The sequence below is a fragment of the Lichenicoccus sp. genome, from assembly GCF_965276875.1.
Taxonomy (GTDB): domain Bacteria; phylum Pseudomonadota; class Alphaproteobacteria; order Acetobacterales; family Acetobacteraceae; genus Lichenicoccus.
Map to the genome: position 1 here is coordinate 2,490,531 of NZ_OZ255701.1, position 14,167 is coordinate 2,504,697.

The following is a 14,167-nucleotide window of genomic DNA, read 5'->3' on the forward strand; positions in this document are numbered from 1 at the left end:
ATGTTTCTCCGCCGGTTGCGCGAACTCGCCTGTCGCCCGTGCGCTGATCGTGACGATGAGCGAGGACGATATCCACTTCATGCGACGCGCGATCGCGCTTGCGCAAGACGGCAAGCAAACGCCGGGTGCCTCGTCGATCGGCTGCGTCATCGTGATGGACGGCCGCATCGTCGGTAGCGCGCACAATGAGGTGGAGATGCGCCACGATCCGAGCGCGCATGCCGAGATCGTCGCGATCAGGCGGGCCTGCGAAAGCCTGGGACGCGACGATCTGCGCGGCGCGGCACTCTACTCCACGCTGCAGCCCTGCGGCATGTGCAGCATGGCCAGCATCTGGGCCAGCATTGGACGGATCGTCTACGGTGCCGCGCGCAAGGACGTGCACCGAATGTATTTCGAGGACCGCCATCTCGACGTTCTCGACATCCTCGATGATGCGTTCCGCAACGACATGACGGCCACCGGCGGCGTGCTCGAAGCCGAATGCGCGGCCTTCTACTACAAGCCTTCGGACGACCCGCCAAGCGACCAACAGGCGAACGTTTAACCGCGCGAGCATGGCTTTGTCTCTTGCGACGACACGCTGTTCGTCGGATGACATGTCGGACAAGAGCCGGCGCAAGGTCCGGCCGGGAGGGACCATGAGCAACGAAATCGGGCGCCGGATCCTGTTGCAGGCGGGGGGTGCCGGCTTGTTGAGCGCGGGGCTGATCGGTCGGCCGGCACTGGCCGCGAGCCGGCCCTACACGATCGCGCTGTCGAACTCCTTCATCGGCAACAAGTGGCGCCTGGAGATGGAGAACGTCTTCAAGGCCGCGCTGCTGATGGAGCCCTACAAGTCCCAGGTGAAGGGCTCGTGGTACAATTCCGGCAACGACGTCTCCAAGCAGTCGCAGCAGATCTCCAACCTGATCGCCGAGCGGGTCGATGCCATCGTCGTCGATGCCGCCTCACCAACCGGTCTCAACGGCATCCTTCGCCAGGCAACGTCGCGCGGCATCCTGGTGATCGCTTTCGACAGCGGCGTCACAGCGCCATCGGTGCTGTCGGTCAACATCTCGCAATATGATCTCGGCAAGACGCTGGCGACGTGGCTCGCAAAGCAGATCAACGGTCAGGGCAACGTCATCATGGTGACCGGCGTCGCCGGCACCCAGGTCGACGAGGACCGCAACAAGGGAGCCGACAGCGTCTGGAAGCAGCACCCGGGGATCAAGGTGGTCAACCGCTATACCGGCATGTGGGACAGCTCGACCGCCGAGCGCAATACCGCGTCCGTGCTGCCTTCGCTGCCGAAAATCGACGGGATCTGGTGTCAGGGCGGCACCGACGGCGTGCTCAAGGCCTTCATCTCGGCCGGCCGGGCGCCGCTGCCGCCGACCGCCGGCGAGTGCGAGAACGGCTTTCGCAAATTCATGGTCGGCAGCAACGGCCACAAGGTGCAGGGCATCTCGATCGGCTCGCCGCCGTTCCTGTCGGTGATCGCCCTTGAACTGGCACGACGCATCCTGGCCGGGCAGCATCCCAAAAAGAGCATCGACCTGCCTCTCGCCATCGTCACCAACGACACGCTGAAGGTCGGCGAGAACGTGTTCCCCGACCAGCCGGACAGCTTCTTCGACGACTTCACCGACACCGGCTCGCACGCGATGGTGAAAATGTGCGTCGAGGCGGCGCTGAGCGGCACCGCCTGCCCGGGCGGCCCGCTACAGGTGAACCTGCCGCAGGCATGAATGCCGTCGCTATCGAGGGCGCGCACCTCAGCCGCGCCTATGGTGGCGTGCAGGCGCTCGACGATGCCTCGCTCGAGGCGCGGGCCGGCGAGGTCCACGCCCTGGTCGGCGAGAACGGCGCCGGCAAGTCGACCCTGATCAAGGTGCTTGGTGGCCGCACCCGTCCCGATCGGGGCGTGGTGCGTATCAAGGGCCGTGAGGTGTCGCTCGCCGGGCCGGAGCAGGCGCATCGCCTCGGCGCCTGGACGGTGTTCCAGGAGCTTACCCTGCTCGGCTCGATGAGTGTCGCCGAGAACCTGCTGCTGTCGCGTGAGCCGCGTTCGCGCTTGGGCTTGATCGATCGACGGGCGATGGAACGACGCGCCGAGGCCCTGCTCACCGATCTCGGCATTGTCCATATCGACCCGCTCGCCGCCATCGAGGACATCTCGCTGTCCGAGCGCCAGCTCGTCGAGATCGTCCGTGCCATCTCGCACGCGCCGGACATCCTGTTCCTCGACGAGCCGACCTCGTCGCTGGTCGAGCGCGAGGTCGCCTGGCTGTTCGGGCAGATACGCCGGCTGCGTGACCGCGGCACCTGCCTGGTGTTCACCTCGCATCGCTGGAACGAGGTCACCGCGATAGCCGATCGCATTACGGTGTTTCGCGGCGGCCGCCATGTCGGCACCTTCACCGAGATCGGCGAGGACGAGGCGGTCACGCTGATGACCGGGCAGCGGGTCGAGACGCTGTATCCGAAGGTGCCGGCGTTGTCGCCCTCCGCCCCCGCGGTGCTGGAGGTCACCGACCTTGCAGCGCCCAGGCTGCACGGCGTCTCGCTTACGTTGCGGGCCGGCGAGGTGCTCGGCGTAGGGGGTCTTGCCGCGCACGGCCATCGCGAATTGTTCTTCGCCTTGTTCGGCGCGGAGCCGGCGCGCGGTGGCAGCGTCCGGGTGGCCGGCAGCGCCGTGCGGCTGCGCAAGCCGCGCGACGCCATGCGACGCGGCATCGGCATCGCTTTAGTTCCCGAGGACCGCAAAACCGAGGGCCTGCTGCTGCGCATGAGCGTGCGTGACAACATGACGCTGGCGATCCTGCGTCGCCTGACCCGCGCCGGCTTCCTGCGTCGTGGCGCCGAGCGGGAAGCCGCGGGCACGCTCGCGACACAGCTCAAGGTCCGTTCAGACGGACTCGGCGCGCCGGTGGGCTCGCTCTCCGGCGGCAACCAGCAGAAGGTCCTGCTCGGCCGCTGGCTGCTGGCCGAGCCGCGCATCCTGCTGTTGTACGACGTCACGCGCGGCGTTGACGTCGCCACCAAGGCGGAGATCTACGGCCTGATGCTGCGCCTCGCGGCGAGCGGCAAATCCATCCTGTTCTATTCGAGCGATGCCGAGGAGCTGGCGCATCTGACCCACCGCGTGCTGGTGCTGCGCGAGGGTCGAATCGCCGCCGAGCTGATCCCGCCCGCGATCAGTGCAGAGGCCATCGTTTCGGCCGCGGTGCGCGATGCCGCGCCTCCCTGAGCCGCATCGGCGCGCGCCTTGGCGGCACCGCCTGGCACAGCAGGCGGGGCTGGCGCTGGCGGCGGTGATGCTGGCAAGCGCGCTGCTGATCTATGTCGGCTTCTATGCCGCGACCCAGGCGCGGCTGCCCGGCGGCTTCGAGCTGACCTCGACGGTGAACACGACGATGCCGCTGGTGCTGGCGGCGATCGCCCAGACCCTGGTGATCCTGACCCGCGGGATCGATCTCTCGGTCGGCGGCGTTATCGACCTGACAAACGCGGTCGCCGCGATTACGCTCGGCGGCTCCGCCCTGTCCATGGTGTTCTGGTCGTTCGCGGTGCTCGCCATCGGTGCGCTGTGCGGCCTGGTCAATGGCCTGCTGGTCACGGTCGGCCGGCTGCAGCCGATCCTGGTGACGCTGGCGACGCTGTCGATCTTCCAGGGTGTTGCCATCCGGGTGCTGCCGCAGCCGGGCGGGCAGGTGCCGCAAGCCTATTCCGACGTGTTTGCGAACATCTCCTATCCGCTGTCGCTGGTCTATATCGCGATGATCGCGCTTGCCTGGTGGGCGTTCCGTCGCACCCGCCTCGGCGTCGGTGTGTACGCCATCGGCAATGACGAGGCCGCGGCCCAGGCCAACGGCGTCGCCGTGCGTGGCACCCGGATTGCCGCCTACGTGCTGGGCGGGACCTGCTCGGGTGCCGCCGGATTGTTCCTCGCCGCCTCCGCGACCGCCGGCGACGCCACCACCGGCAACACCTATACGCTCACCTCCATCGTCGCCGCGGTGCTCGGCGGGGTCTCCCTGTTCGGCGGTCGGGGTAGCGGCATCGGCGCGATCCTCGGCGCGTTCATCTCGACAATGATCGTCAACATCCTGTTCTTCGCGCATATCAACCCGCTCTATCAGAGCTTCTACGAGGGGCTGTTCCTGGTGCTCGCGGTGGTGCTCGTGGGCGTCGTTGGCCGCGGCTTGCGGAGGATCGTCTGATGCGCATCCTGTGGGGCACAGCCGAGCGGCGACGCATCCTCTATGCGTTCGCGGCGGTCATCGCGCTGTTTGCCATCGGCGAGGCGGTGCGCCCAGGTTTCGGCTCCTGGGGCGGCATCAAGGCGGTGCTGGTCGAGGCCTGCTTTGTCGGCCTGGTCGCCGCCGGACAGACCTTCGTCATCCTGATCGGCGGCATCGACCTGTCGGTGCCCTGGGTGCTGAATGCGTCGGCGATCGTGATGGTGGTGAGCGCGCTCGGCCACGACGCCCGGGCGTTGCCGGCGGTGCTGCTGACGTTGGGCCTGGGGGCTGCGATCGGGGCGGCGAACGGCATCGGCATCGCCATCCTCGGCCTGCCCGCGGTGGTGATGACGCTGGCGATGAACGGCATCGTCGAGGGGCTGACGCTCGGCCTCTCCGGCGGCCTGACCTGCGCCTCCTGTGCCGCCTACGCACCACCGATCATCCAGGCCTCGGTGCACCACGAAATCCTCGGCGTGCCCTCGATCCTGCTGCTCTGGCTGGTGGTCATCGCCATCGTCTCGGTCGTGCTCAGCCTGACCCGGTTCGGGCGGGCGACCTATGCCGTCGGCAACAATGCCCGCGCGAGTTTCCTTGCCGGGATTGACGTGCGCGCGACGACGATTGCGCTGTATGCCCTGAGCGGGCTGTTCGCCTCCCTCGCCGGCATCGCCTTGGTCGGCTTCGGCGGCCAGGCGGCACTGGGCATGGGCGAGCCGTTCCTGTTCCAGTCGATCGCGGCGGTGGTGATCGGCGGCGTCTATATCCTCGGCGGCAGGGGACATTATATCGGCACCGTCGCCGGCTCGATCAGTCTGGTGGCGCTGATCTCGGTGCTGATGGCGATGAACATGCCTGAATATGGCCGCAACATCATCTACGGTGTCATTATCCTGGCGCTGCTGCTGCTCTACGGCCGGGAGGCGCCGGAAGCGTAACGGTCTACCCGTCGCGCGGGTCGCGTGATACCATTGTCTGACAATCGGTCATCCCATAGGCGGTGAGCTGAAAGCCTTGACAAGCCCGCGCCTCGCCACGGTCCCCAGCTTTCTTGCCGGCGGTGGCGATGTGGGCGCCCGTCTTCGAGATCATGACTGGTCCCGCTCGCCGTTGGGCGAGCCGGCGGGCTGGTCACCCGTGCTGAAGATCGTGACCGGGATCATGCTTGCCGCCAACCAGCCGATGTTCGCGGTCTGGGGTCCGTCGCGGGCAATGATCTACAATACCGCCTATGCCGACATCCTTGCCGGTCACCATCCGGCCGCACTCGGCAGGCCGTTCATGGAGACCTGGTCCGAGGTCCGCGACGATGTCGGCCCGATCATGGATCGCGCACACGCCGGCGAGTCGATCGCCATGGACGATATCGGACTAATCTTGCACCGGCGGGGCGTCGCCGAGGAGGCGCATTTCTCCTTCTCCTACACGCCGTTGCGCCGCGAGGACGGCAGCGTCGGCGGTGTGTTCTGCGCCTGCACCGAAACCACCTCGCAGGTGCTGAGCCAGCGCCAGACGAGTGACGCCGAGCGGCGTCACCGCCAGATCCTTGATGGCGCGATCGACTATGCGATCGTGGCACTCGATCTCGACGGCCGGGTCACCCGCTGGAACGAAGGCGCGCGGCGTGTGCTCGGCTGGAGCGAGGCGGAGATGCTGGGCGAAAGCATCGACCGGCTGTTCACGCCGGAGGACCGCGCCCGCGACCGGGCTCGCCTGGAGATGCGTCTGTCGGGTACCGGCGTCGCGGACGGAAGCTGGCACGTCCGCCGCAGCGGCGAGCGGTTCTGGGCGACCGGCGAGATGACCCCGCTCAAGGATGAGGCCGGCGCCGTTGTCGGCTATGTCAAGGTGCTGCGCGACCGCACCGAGCAGCGCCTCGCCGAGAGCCGCCTGCTGGAGAGCGAGGCCCGGTTTCGCAGCCTGACCGAGGCGATCCCTGGCTTTGTCTGGGTTGCCGGCCGTGACGGCCTGCTCACCTACACCAGCCCGCGCTGGCACGACTATTCCGGGCTCGAACCCGGGCGCGCCGCCGGTGACGAGTGGGCAGAGTCCGTCCACCCGGACGACCGCGACGCGGCGCGCGCGGCCTGGGCGGCGGCGGTTGCGAGCGGCGAGCGCTACGAGGTCGAGTTCCGCCTGCGCGCCGCCGACGGGAGCTATCGCTGGTGGCTGGCGCGGGCGCTGCCGAGGCGCAATGCGCACGGTGCCATCATCCTGTGGGCCGGTGTCTGCACGGACATCGAGACGATCGTGGCGGCGCGCGAGGCGCTCGCCCGCTCCCGCGAGGAGCTGGAAGCGCTGGTCGCCGAGCGCACCGCCGACCGCAACCGGATGTGGCAACTCTCCGCCGAAATCATGCTGGTGGCGCGCTTCGACGGCACCATCTGCGCGGTCAATCCGGCCTGGTCGATGCTGCTGGGCTGGACGGAGCAGGAGCTCTTGTCGCGCAACTTCATGAGCCTGGTGCATCCCGACGACATCGCCGCCACGGAGTCGGTGCGCGATGCGCTCGCAGCCGGGGCGACGATCCGGCATTTCGAGAAGCGCTGCCGCCACCGCGACGGCAGCTATCGCTGGCTGAGCTGGACCGGAGTGCCGGACGCGCGCTTCATCCACGCCGTCGGCCGTGACATCACCGTCGACCGCGAGCAGGCCGAAGCACTGGCTCACGCCGAGGCGGCGCTGCGGCAAAGCCAGAAGATGGAGGCCGTCGGCCAGCTCACCGGCGGCATCGCGCACGACTTCAACAACCTGCTGACCGGCATCACCGGCAGCCTCGAGCTGCTGCACACCCGTATGGGTCAGGGGCGGCTCGCCGACCTTGATCGCTATGTCGCCGCCGCCCAGGGAGCCTGCAAGCGTGCCGCGGCGTTGACCCACCGGCTGCTCGCCTTCTCGCGTCAGCAGACGCTTGATCCCAAACCGACCGACCTCAATCGGCTGGCGGCAGGCATGGCGGAGCTGATCCGGCGAACCGTCGGACCGGAGGTCGAGATTGAGCTCAGGCTGGCGCCCGGGCTGTGGACCACGCTGGTCGATCCGAACCAGCTCGAGAACGCGCTGCTGAACCTGTGCATCAATGCCCGCGACGCCATGCCCGACGGCGGCCGGCTGACCATCGAGACCGTCAACGTCATGCTCGATGAGGCCGCGAGCCGGGCGCGGGGACTGCCACGCGGAGACTACGTGTCGCTGCATGTTCGCGATACCGGCTTGGGAATGACGCCCTCGGTGATCGCCCGCGCCTTTGACCCGTTCTTCACCACCAAGCCGATCGGCAAGGGCACCGGCCTCGGCCTGTCGATGATCTATGGCTTTGCCCGGCAATCGGGCGGCGAGATCCGGATAAAGTCCGAGATCGGCCACGGCACGACGATGAGCCTGCTGCTGCCGCGCCATGACGGCACGAGTCACGCCGAGGAGAGTGCGATAGCCACGCCCGAGGTAATGCAAGCCGAGCACGGCGCGTCGGTCCTGGTGGTCGACGACGAGCCGACCGTACGCATGCTGGTCAGCGAGGTGCTGGAGGATCTCGGTTACGACTCCCTGGAGGCGCCTGACGGCGCAACCGGACTCGACATCCTGCGCTCCGACGCGAGAGTGGATCTGCTGATTACCGATATCGGCCTTCCCGGCGGTCTGAACGGGCGACAACTGGCGGAGAGCGGACGCACGATGCGCGCCGGGCTGAAGGTCCTGTTCATCACCGGCTATGACCAGAATGCAGCGCGCGCCAGCGACATGTCGCAGGCCGGCACCGGGTTGCTGACCAAGCCGTTCACCATGGACACACTTACGGGCCGGATCAGGGACCTGCTGGCGAGCGAACGCGGCATCGCCTGATCACGCGCCGAAAGCTCTTCCTCGCACGAGGAGGTGACAGCGCGTCTGTCCGTGAACCCTAGCAGGCGGTCGCCGTTCAGTTGCCTCCCAGCAGGAGAACATCCATGGCTCCCGATCCACGCGAGCGATTTCCCAAGCCCCCGTTCAAGGCGCAGACGCAAAGCTTCCCTGGCCTGTCGGCAGAAATGCAACCCAAACCGGACTACGGCGAAGCCAGCTACACGGGCTCCGGCAAGCTGACCGGGAAAATAGCGCTTATCACCGGCGCCGATTCCGGCATTGGCCGCGCTGTCGCAATCGCCTATGCCCGCGAGGGCGCGGACGTGGCGATCTCCTACCTTGAGGAGGAAAGCGGGGACGCGCAGGAAACCGAGCGCGCCGTCCGCGAGGCCGGCCGGCGCTGCCTGAAGTTGCCCGGCGACATATCAAAGGTCCCGCACGCCCGCATGCTGGTCGATATAACCGTAGCCGAGTTCGGCCACCTTGATCTGCTGGTGAACAACGCCGCGTTTCAGGCCACCCGCGCCTCGATCGACGAGATCAGCGAGGAGGAATGGGACCGGCATTTCGACGTCAACATCAACGCAATGTTCTACATCACCAAGGCCGCGGTGCCGCATCTCAAACCCGGCAGCGTCATCATCAACACATCGTCGGTGAACGCCAAGCATCCGATGCCGGCGCTGTTGGCCTATTCCGCCACCAAAGGGGCGATCGCGAACTTTACCCTTGGCTTGGCGCAAATGCTGATCGACAAGGGCATCCGGGTCAATGCGGTGCTCCCTGGCCCGATCTGGACTCCCTTCATCGTCACCGGAATGGATGAGCAAAGTCAGAAGACGTTCGGCAGCCAGGCACCCATGGCCCGTCCTGGCCAACCCGCTGAAGTCGCCCCTGCCTACGTCCATCTCGCCGCAGACGAAAGCAGCTACACCACCGGCGCACTCTACCCGGTGCATGGCGGCATGCCGATCTACTGAGAGTCCAGGATCGGCGCTGCCGTTCCGGTGTGCAACGTGGCGCAGATTGCCGACGGTCCTGTGCCAGCCGGCATTATGCAAAGCGATGAGAGCATAGGCACCAGCTGCCACGCTCCTGCTAATTTAAGCCAGCTGCAGCTTCATTGCTTTGGCATTGGCCTGCGGCAGCACGAGCGCAGCGCCGACGCCAGTACTGAACCGATAGGCTCACTCATAGGGCAAATTGCGTAAGGCGGCAGGACGGCTGCCCTTCTCGGTCCAGACGTAGCCGCATCAAAGCCAAAGCGTTCGAAATTCAGTAACCCTTATGAATCGGGGTCTGGGGCCTTCGGCTTCAGTGGGTCCAGGGCGAAGCCCTTGCCTGGCTTTTCCCGCCGTTGATTTGGTAAGCTGGTTCACCCGACGCTTGAGAACCAAGCGTCGGGATCGGACCATTAGACGCTCACCGTGACCACGGCCTTGCCGATCGCCTGGCGCGAGGCAAGCCAGGCGATCGCATCGCCGCCTTGTTCGAGCGGCCAGGTGCCACCGACCTTGGGATTGACCTTGCCTTCCCGCCACCACTGCATGAGCTGTTCGACATGGGCCTGGTTGGCTTGCGGGTTCCTGGCGGCGAAGGCGCCCCAGAACACGCCGCGCACGTCGCAGCTCTTGAGCAGCGTCAGGTTGAGCGGCAGCCTGGGGATGCCCGCCGGGAACCCGACCACCAGATAGCGGCCGCCCCAGCCGAGCGACCGGAGGGCGGGTTCGCAGTAGTCGCCGCCGACCGGGTCGTAGACGACATCCGCCCCCGACTTGCCTACAGCATCCTTGAACTGGCCGGCGAGCGCCTTGGTGGCGTCCTTGTCGAATGGCCCGGGGCTATAGACCAGCGTCGAATCGGCACCGGCCGCCGTCGCGGCTTCGGCCTTGCCGGCGGTGGAGACCGCCGCGACGACGCGGGCGCCCAGCGCCTTGCCGATCTCGATGGCGGCCAGTCCGACGCCGCCCGCGGCACCCAGTACGAGCAGTGTCTCGCCTGCCTTCACCTGGCCTCGGTCGACGAGTGCGTGGATGGTGGTGGCATAGGTCAGGAGCAGGCCTGCGGCCGCGTTCGGGTCGCGATCGGCAGCCAGCGGAAATGCCACGTTCGCCGCGACGACGATCCGCTCGGCCAGTCCACCAATGCCCGTCACCGCCATGAGACGGTCACCGACCTGCCAGCCCGAAACGCCGTCGCCGACGGCCTCCACGACCCCGGACACCTCGCCGCCGGGGATGAACGGGCGTGGCGGCTTGGTCTGGTACTTGTCCTCGATGATGAGCACGTCAGGATAGTTGATGCCGCAGGCAAGTATCCTGACGAGCAGTTGGCCGGCTCCGAGACTAGGAGCGGGCAGGTCTGTAAGCTCCAACGTTTCCGGACCGCCCGCAACGCGTGACATTATAGCTTTCATGGTTCAATCTCTCCTATGATACCGGCACGGCGGAGGCTGCGACGGCCGGACTGGACGCGCCGGCCTCCCCGTCTGTCACCTTCGTGAGTGCCTCGACTGCCTGCCAGAGACGTGCGGCCACCTGCGGGTCGTTCGAGGTGGGGGCTGTTGCGCGCGACGCGCGGCGCTCCCTTGAGGTCACCGAACCCGTCCGGGCCAAAATAACCGACTCTTGGTGAGTTCGGTCATGGCCAAACCGGGATGCGCGGCCAGCGACAGCAGCCCCCGTCGGGGGTGCCGGACTTTCGCTGCAGCTCCCGCGCGAACAGCAGATCGGCCATCTTCGACAATCCATACGCCTTGACCGGCGAATAGCGGCGGTCGCTCATCAGATCGTCGCACTCGATGTGGGCATTCTTGTGCGCCAAGCTGGAGATGGAGACTACGCGCGCCTTCGCCTGCCGCAGCAGCGGGAGAAGCCGCTTGGTGAGGGCATAATGGCCAAGGAAATTGGTCCCGAACTGCAGCTCGCCGCCGCCAACCTCGACGGCGGCGGCGCGACCCTTGACCGGATCGCGGGCTGCGATGACGACTTCGGCGCCCTTGCGGGCGAGGCCGCGCGCTGTGTCGAGGCCAAGTCCGCCGCTGGCACCGGTGATGACGGCAAGCCGCCCGGCCTGAGAAGGCGCTTCATCCAGGGTCCAAGTCATGGCCGGTCTCCAATCAGGCGAGCGATCTCGTCGGGCTTAGTGACGGCCCAGCTCGGCACGACCGCCCATTATATGATGCACCTCATCCGGGCCATCCGCGAAGCGAAGGTGTCGGACGTCGGTATAGCGTTCCGCGAGCGGGGTCCAGTTGGACGTGCCGGGCGACCGACAACGCGATTGGTGACGGCGGTCCCGCCGGCCCAACCTATTGAAAGCTGCCAAGCGCGGGACTTTTTGCGAAGGCAACCCTGTTCTCAATCCGTGCCGCCAACCGTGCCGTTCTGCTCGTGCTATGGATCGCGATGCGTGAAGTGGTCGCCGAGATGACCGAGCTGCACGAAGTACTCGGCGGCCCGCCAGCGGTCTGGGTCGGGCATAGCCTGGGGTGTACGATCGGGTGGGCCATGGCGACGAACCAGCCGATCGGTGTCGCGTTGCCGCGGATCGACCGGACGATCTACCCGGTCGACCGCTTTCCATATGGCCAGTGGGACTACATGCAATTCTACGCAGAGCATTTCACCAGGGCCGTGCGTGATTTCGAAGCAAACACCGCACGTTTCATCGATATGTCCTACACCCGAGGTTCGCCCGACGGGGTGGGCAAGCCGACGCCGCTGGCCAGCATCCGCGGCCAGGGTGCCTGGTTTCCGCCCGGCAGCGAGGCGCCCCCGATCAGCGCGAGCGACACGCTGCTACCCGCCGCGGATGGGAAGGTGATCGTGTCGGCGCTTTCGCGCAACGGTTCCAGCGGTCCCTGCGCCTGGCACCTCAACGATAGGGCGAACATCGCCTTTGCGGCCGAAGCTCCCAACTACGGCCGGATCTCGCTGCCGGTGCTGTTTCTTGCCGGGCAGTGGGACACGGTTTGCGACGCGGCTTACGGCCACCTTGCCGAGCCGATGCGCGAAGACTGCTCAAATCTGACGGAGGAGAGCATTCCGGCCGGTCACATGCTGATGCTCGAGCGTCCTGACGACGTGAACCGTAGGATCGCGAACTGGCTCTCCGTGCAACGGATCAGCGCGACGGGCTGAAGGCGCCGGGTCTTTGCGGGTATATTGCCGAGGTGAACGGCCCATGACCCGCTTAAACGCCGTGCTGAAGGAGCTTTCGGACATATAGCCGAGTGATCGGCCCACCACCGACACGGGATCGCTCGAAGCAGCCAGTTTGTCGATGGCCACCAGCATCCGCCAGCGGGTCACGTAATCCATTGGAGTCTCGCCGACCAGTTCCCTGAAACGCAGAGCGAAGCCTGATCGCGACATGCCGGCTCGCTCCGCCAGCACCTGCAATGTCCAACGATGCCCGGGGTCGTTATGGACGGCTGCGATCGCAGCACTGACCTGCTTGTCAGCCAAGGCGAAGAGCCACCCGGTCCCAGTCCTCGATCCTTCGGCGATATGAAGCCGCAGGGCCTGGACGAGGATCATGTGAGACAGATGTTGCGCGACCAGCGAGGCACCCGCCTGACGCTCGCGCAGTTCATGGCCCATTCGTTCCAGAGACCATCGAAGGGCTGCCCTGTCGGCCTCGTCACGTACGTGAACGATCGGAGTGAGCGCACCCAACAGAATGCCGGCGTGACGATCGTCAAGCGCGAAATGACCGCCGACGATGAAGCAGTCTCCGCCGCCATTGGAGGCGATGCCGCCCACGCGCGGCAGGCTCGAGTACAGGACCGGGATCAGTTGCAGATCGCTGGCAAGGCGGAACGGCCGACCCTGGGGCAGCAGGAAGCAGTCGCCAGCCTTCATCAGCACTGGGTCGGCAACGTCCTGCACCGACAACCAGCACTGGCCGATAAGCACCGCGTAGCATTTGAAGCCGGGATGTTGCCGAAAATGAATGGACCACTCTCCACCCATGTCGAACCCTCCGGCCCCATAGCTGCGCGGAACGAGGAGCGACAACACGTCGGAAAGAGGGTCCATGGCCGCATCCTTGGACGAAAACAGAATTAATGTGGACGATACAGCATAGATCGTCTGGACGGCAATCCTATCTCCCGTCTGTGGGTCCGTTTTGGACGCAGGGACGATGACAGCCTTCAAGGGAGATGAAGATGGGTCGGTATGACGGCAAGCACGTGCTGGTCACGGGCGGGGTAAGCGGCATCGGGCTCGCCACGGCGAGGCTGCTGGTTGAGCAGGGTGCAAGGGTCATGGTCACCGGTCGCAACGAGAACACGGTGGCGTCGGCGCGCGATGCGCTCGGGCCGAACGCGGTCGCGGTGGTCAGCGACACGGCGTCGCTCGCGGATATCGAAACCCTGGCGCACCGGGTGAAGTCCGAGTTCGGGACGCTCGACGCGCTGCTGGTCTGCGCGGGACAGAACGTTTTCGCGGCGTTCGAGCAGGTGACCGAGGCGGACTATGACCAAGCACTCGCGGTCAATGCAAAGGGCGCGTTCTTTACCGTGCAAAAGCTCGCCCCGCTGATGCCCGAGGGCAGCGGCGTGGTGTTCACCACCTCGGTCGCGAACGAGCTTGGCATCCCGATGATCAGCGCCTATGCCGCGAGCAAGGCAGCACTCCGTTCGATGGCGCGCTCGATGGCGCAAGAGCTGCTGCCCAAGGGCATTCGCGTCAACGCGGTGAGCCCCGGCCCGATCGACAGCGGTGTCCTTTACAAGACGATGCCGAAGGAAGCCGCCGACCAGACGATCAAGCAGATGACGGAGCAAAACCCGATGAAACGCTTCGGGCGGCCCGAGGAGGTCGGCCGCGCGCTGATCTTCCTGGCGTTCGAGGCGACCTTCACCACCGGCGCCGAACTCGTCGTCGACGGCGGCGGATCGCAGCTCTGAGAGCAACCGCCCCAAGTCGAAGGAGACTGACACGCGCGTGTTCGTCACCGGTGCGACCGGGTTCATCGGCTCGGCCGTCCGGCTCCGCGGGCTGATGGAACACCGAATCCGCTCGGAACGGAGCTTTCACCTCGTCACCCGGCGCGCGCCGCTCTCCCACCCGGCCAATTGACCGCGT

General features: G+C 66.4%; 13 protein-coding genes. 10 read left to right on the plus strand and 3 right to left on the minus strand.

The window, feature by feature from the left end:
* Positions 1 to 55: 55 nt before the first annotated feature.
* The 7 genes from ACQY4K_RS12050 (at position 56) to ACQY4K_RS12080 (ending at position 9,052) form a co-directional block, all read left to right on the plus strand.
* A complete protein-coding gene (locus ACQY4K_RS12050) occupies positions 56 to 547 on the plus strand; it encodes a nucleoside deaminase (RefSeq protein WP_428390449.1) in 492 nt (163 codons plus the stop codon).
* Between the two features lie 94 nt (positions 548 to 641).
* Positions 642 to 1,733 carry a sugar ABC transporter substrate-binding protein gene (locus ACQY4K_RS12055; protein ID WP_428390450.1) on the plus strand — a complete coding sequence of 364 codons (1,092 nt, stop codon included), beginning with the start codon at positions 642 to 644 and terminating at the stop codon, positions 1,731 to 1,733.
* The gene (locus tag ACQY4K_RS12060) at positions 1,730 to 3,235 is read left to right on the plus strand and encodes a sugar ABC transporter ATP-binding protein (RefSeq protein ID WP_428390451.1); all 1,506 of its coding nucleotides are present in this window, start codon (positions 1,730 to 1,732) and stop codon (positions 3,233 to 3,235) included. The genes ACQY4K_RS12055 and ACQY4K_RS12060 overlap by 4 nt, the downstream gene beginning before the upstream one ends.
* Positions 3,219 to 4,208, plus strand: coding sequence for an ABC transporter permease (locus ACQY4K_RS12065; RefSeq protein WP_428390452.1), 990 nt, complete (start codon positions 3,219 to 3,221; stop codon positions 4,206 to 4,208). The genes ACQY4K_RS12060 and ACQY4K_RS12065 overlap by 17 nt, the downstream gene beginning before the upstream one ends.
* Complete coding sequence (locus ACQY4K_RS12070; RefSeq protein ID WP_428390453.1) at positions 4,208 to 5,167, plus strand: ABC transporter permease; 960 nt, start codon at positions 4,208 to 4,210, stop codon at positions 5,165 to 5,167. The genes ACQY4K_RS12065 and ACQY4K_RS12070 overlap by 1 nt, the downstream gene beginning before the upstream one ends.
* Before the next feature lie 76 nt (positions 5,168 to 5,243).
* On the plus strand, positions 5,244 to 8,072 hold the full coding sequence (locus ACQY4K_RS12075) for a PAS domain S-box protein (protein ID WP_428390454.1): 2,829 nt from the start codon (positions 5,244 to 5,246) through the stop codon (positions 8,070 to 8,072).
* 104 nt (positions 8,073 to 8,176) lie between these two features.
* Complete coding sequence (locus tag ACQY4K_RS12080; protein ID WP_428390455.1) at positions 8,177 to 9,052, plus strand: SDR family oxidoreductase; 876 nt, start codon at positions 8,177 to 8,179, stop codon at positions 9,050 to 9,052.
* A 434-nt stretch (positions 9,053 to 9,486) separates the two neighbouring features.
* Here ACQY4K_RS12080 and ACQY4K_RS12085 read toward each other — a convergent pair whose 3' ends face one another.
* Together ACQY4K_RS12085 and ACQY4K_RS12090 are read right to left on the minus strand one after the other, a co-directional pair.
* Positions 9,487 to 10,476: an NADPH:quinone oxidoreductase family protein gene (locus tag ACQY4K_RS12085; RefSeq protein WP_428390456.1), complete on the minus strand. Its 990-nt coding sequence runs from the start codon at positions 10,474 to 10,476 to the stop codon at positions 9,487 to 9,489.
* 236 nt (positions 10,477 to 10,712) lie between these two features.
* On the minus strand, positions 10,713 to 11,177 hold the full coding sequence (locus tag ACQY4K_RS12090; protein ID WP_428390457.1) for an SDR family NAD(P)-dependent oxidoreductase: 465 nt from the start codon (positions 11,175 to 11,177) through the stop codon (positions 10,713 to 10,715).
* A gap of 323 nt (positions 11,178 to 11,500) precedes the next feature.
* On the opposite strand from ACQY4K_RS12090, the gene ACQY4K_RS12095 reads away from it, so the two are divergent.
* Positions 11,501 to 12,214: an alpha/beta fold hydrolase gene (locus tag ACQY4K_RS12095; protein WP_428390458.1), complete on the plus strand. Its 714-nt coding sequence runs from the start codon at positions 11,501 to 11,503 to the stop codon at positions 12,212 to 12,214.
* Here the strand turns inward: ACQY4K_RS12095 and ACQY4K_RS12100 are convergent.
* A complete protein-coding gene (locus ACQY4K_RS12100; RefSeq protein WP_428390459.1) occupies positions 12,095 to 13,114 on the minus strand; it encodes an AraC family transcriptional regulator in 1,020 nt (339 codons plus the stop codon). The two genes, ACQY4K_RS12095 and ACQY4K_RS12100, sit on opposite strands and share 120 nt — an antisense overlap.
* Before the next feature lie 131 nt (positions 13,115 to 13,245).
* Here ACQY4K_RS12100 and ACQY4K_RS12105 point away from each other — a divergent pair, with 131 nt between their 5' ends.
* Together ACQY4K_RS12105 and ACQY4K_RS12110 are read left to right on the plus strand one after the other, a co-directional pair.
* A complete protein-coding gene (locus ACQY4K_RS12105) occupies positions 13,246 to 13,989 on the plus strand; it encodes an SDR family oxidoreductase (protein ID WP_428390460.1) in 744 nt (247 codons plus the stop codon).
* A gap of 37 nt (positions 13,990 to 14,026) precedes the next feature.
* On the plus strand, positions 14,027 to 14,161 hold the full coding sequence (locus tag ACQY4K_RS12110) for a hypothetical protein (RefSeq protein ID WP_428390461.1): 135 nt from the start codon (positions 14,027 to 14,029) through the stop codon (positions 14,159 to 14,161).
* The last annotated feature ends 6 nt before the right edge of the window (positions 14,162 to 14,167 follow it).

Bases quoted from the DNA above. Each gene is read 5' to 3' on its own strand.
- ACQY4K_RS12055 (WP_428390450.1), top strand. From the start codon at position 642: ATGAGCAACGAAATCGGGCGCCGGATCCTGTTGCAGGCGGGGGGTGCC.
- ACQY4K_RS12105 (WP_428390460.1), top strand. From the start codon at position 13,246: ATGGGTCGGTATGACGGCAAGCACGTGCTGGTCACGGGCGGGGTAAGC.
- ACQY4K_RS12060 (WP_428390451.1), top strand. From the start codon at position 1,730: ATGAATGCCGTCGCTATCGAGGGCGCGCACCTCAGCCGCGCCTATGGT.
- ACQY4K_RS12050 (WP_428390449.1), top strand. From the start codon at position 56: ATGAGCGAGGACGATATCCACTTCATGCGACGCGCGATCGCGCTTGCG.
- ACQY4K_RS12095 (WP_428390458.1), top strand. From the start codon at position 11,501: ATGACCGAGCTGCACGAAGTACTCGGCGGCCCGCCAGCGGTCTGGGTC.
- ACQY4K_RS12090 (WP_428390457.1), bottom strand. From the start codon at position 11,177: ATGACTTGGACCCTGGATGAAGCGCCTTCTCAGGCCGGGCGGCTTGCC.
- ACQY4K_RS12070 (WP_428390453.1), top strand. From the start codon at position 4,208: ATGCGCATCCTGTGGGGCACAGCCGAGCGGCGACGCATCCTCTATGCG.
- ACQY4K_RS12065 (WP_428390452.1), top strand. From the start codon at position 3,219: ATGCCGCGCCTCCCTGAGCCGCATCGGCGCGCGCCTTGGCGGCACCGC.
- ACQY4K_RS12080 (WP_428390455.1), top strand. From the start codon at position 8,177: ATGGCTCCCGATCCACGCGAGCGATTTCCCAAGCCCCCGTTCAAGGCG.
- ACQY4K_RS12100 (WP_428390459.1), bottom strand. From the start codon at position 13,114: ATGGACCCTCTTTCCGACGTGTTGTCGCTCCTCGTTCCGCGCAGCTAT.
- ACQY4K_RS12085 (WP_428390456.1), bottom strand. From the start codon at position 10,476: ATGTCACGCGTTGCGGGCGGTCCGGAAACGTTGGAGCTTACAGACCTG.